The sequence below is a fragment of the Streptomyces sp. SID11385 genome (genome assembly GCF_010548245.1).
Classification (GTDB): Bacteria; Actinomycetota; Actinomycetes; order Streptomycetales; family Streptomycetaceae; genus Streptomyces.
On record NZ_JAAGLR010000952.1, the window covers coordinates 1 to 1771 of the forward strand.

General features: G+C 77.2%; 1 protein-coding gene and 1 pseudogene. Both read left to right on the plus strand.

The window, feature by feature from the left end; all coding sequences use genetic code 11:
- Window positions 1–808: hypothetical protein (locus G3I42_RS29010; RefSeq protein WP_239096750.1), on the plus strand; the 808-nt coding region annotated here is incomplete at its 5' end.
- Window positions 805–1771, plus strand: a pseudogene (locus tag G3I42_RS29015) (cell division protein FtsK); the annotation flags it as partial. The gene G3I42_RS29010 and the pseudogene G3I42_RS29015, both read left to right, overlap by 4 nt.

A 1771-nucleotide genomic window follows, 5' to 3' on the forward strand; every position in this document is an offset into this window, starting at 1 on the left:
CGCGCCCGCGGCGAAGGAGGCCGGGGACGCGGCGCGCCTCGCGGAGGCCGTGCAGCAGCCGGTCACGACGGGCCGGGTCCTCGCCGTGACCTCGTTGCGCGGCGGGGCGGGCAAGTCGACCGTCGCGGCGCTGCTCACCCGTACCTTCGCGCACTACCGGCACGACCCCGTGCTCGGCCTGGAGGCCGACGCGGCGCTCGGCACGCTCCCGCTGCGCCTCGGTGCCCGCACCGTCCGCTGGACGGTCGGGGACCTCGCGGACGTGCTCACGCCGCAGGCGCGCCTCACCGACGTGACCGGCTACCTCGTGCAACTCGAAGAAGGCGGCTGGCTGTTGCCCGCGAGCCGCGGTCAGGTCGGCAATCCGCTCGCCGGGCGCACGTACTACTCGGTCGCCCTCGCGCTGCGCCGGCACTTCGGCGTGACCGTCGTCGACTGCGACTCGCTGCCCGGGCAGGTCGCGCGCACCGCGCTCGGCACCGCGCACGCGCGCGTGCTCGTCACCCCCGCGACCGCCGAGGGCGTCCACGGCACCCGCCAGGTCCTCGACTGGCTCCTCGGCCTGCTCCCGGCCGCGCGGGAGAACACCGTCGTCGTCCTCAACGCGACCTCGCCCGACGCGACCCTCGACCCCGCGACGGCACGCGAGCACCTCGCCGAGCCCGGCGTCCCCGTCGTACTCCTGCCGTACGACCGGCACTTGGGGCAGGGCGGTCCCGTGCACGCGGACCATCTCGGCGAGGCCGCGCGCGGGACCGCGCTGCGGCTGGCGGCCGAAGCGCTCGGGCGGGCGGTGCGGACGCGATGACCCAGCGGCTCGTCCACCGTCCCGCGCGCGCCACGCGGCCCCTGCCGCCGCCCGCGCCGCGCGCGATCGAACCGCCGCCGAACCTGCCCGAGGGCAAGGTCGGCAACGCGGCGACGGCGCTGCTGCCGCTCGCCGGGGTGATGAGCTCCGTCGTCATGATGACGATCGTCCGCAACAGCCAGTACGCCGTGCTCGGCGCGCTCGTCCTCGTCCTCGCGCTGTGCGGCGCGCTCGCGCTGTTCCTCTCGCAGCGCGGCAAGGCGGGGCGCACCCGGCGCGTGCAGCGCGAGCGGTACCTGGAGTACCTGGAGCGCCTGCGCGAGGAGCTGGCGGACGAGGAACGGGCGCGCAGGGAGGCGGCGTTGCTCCTCGACCCGGCGCCCGCCGCCCTGCTCGACCTCGTCCGCGACCCGGCACGCCGCTGGGAACGGCGGCGCACGGACGCCGACTTCCTGCGCATGCGGGCCGGGACGGGCGACGTCGTGGTGCAGGACCTAGGCATCGCCGAGCACGCGACGGGCTCGGGGGCGCTGACGCCGCCCGATCCCTTCATGCTCAACGAGGCGCGGGCGCTGCGGCAGCGGTTCACGACCGCGGCCGGGTTCCCGCTCACCGTGCCGCTCGACGGCGTCGGCAACGTCAGCGTCGTCGGCGCGCGCGAGGACATCCTGCGGGTCGTGCGCGCGCTGCTCGTACAGACCGCCGCGACGCACGCGCCCGACGACGTGGCGCTCGCCGTGGCGAGCCCGGACGAGGCGGAGTGGGAGTGGGCGAAGTGGCTGCCCCACGTCCTCGACCCGCAGCGCTTCGACGGGCCGCTGCCCGCGCGGCGCATCGCCGCCTCCCCCGCGGAACTCGCCGCGCTGATCGCGGGGGACCTCGGGCGCAGGGCCGGGTACGCGGCCGAGGTGCGGCGCGGGCTCGCGGCCAGGGAGGCGCTGCGGCTCGGCGGCCGGCTGCTCG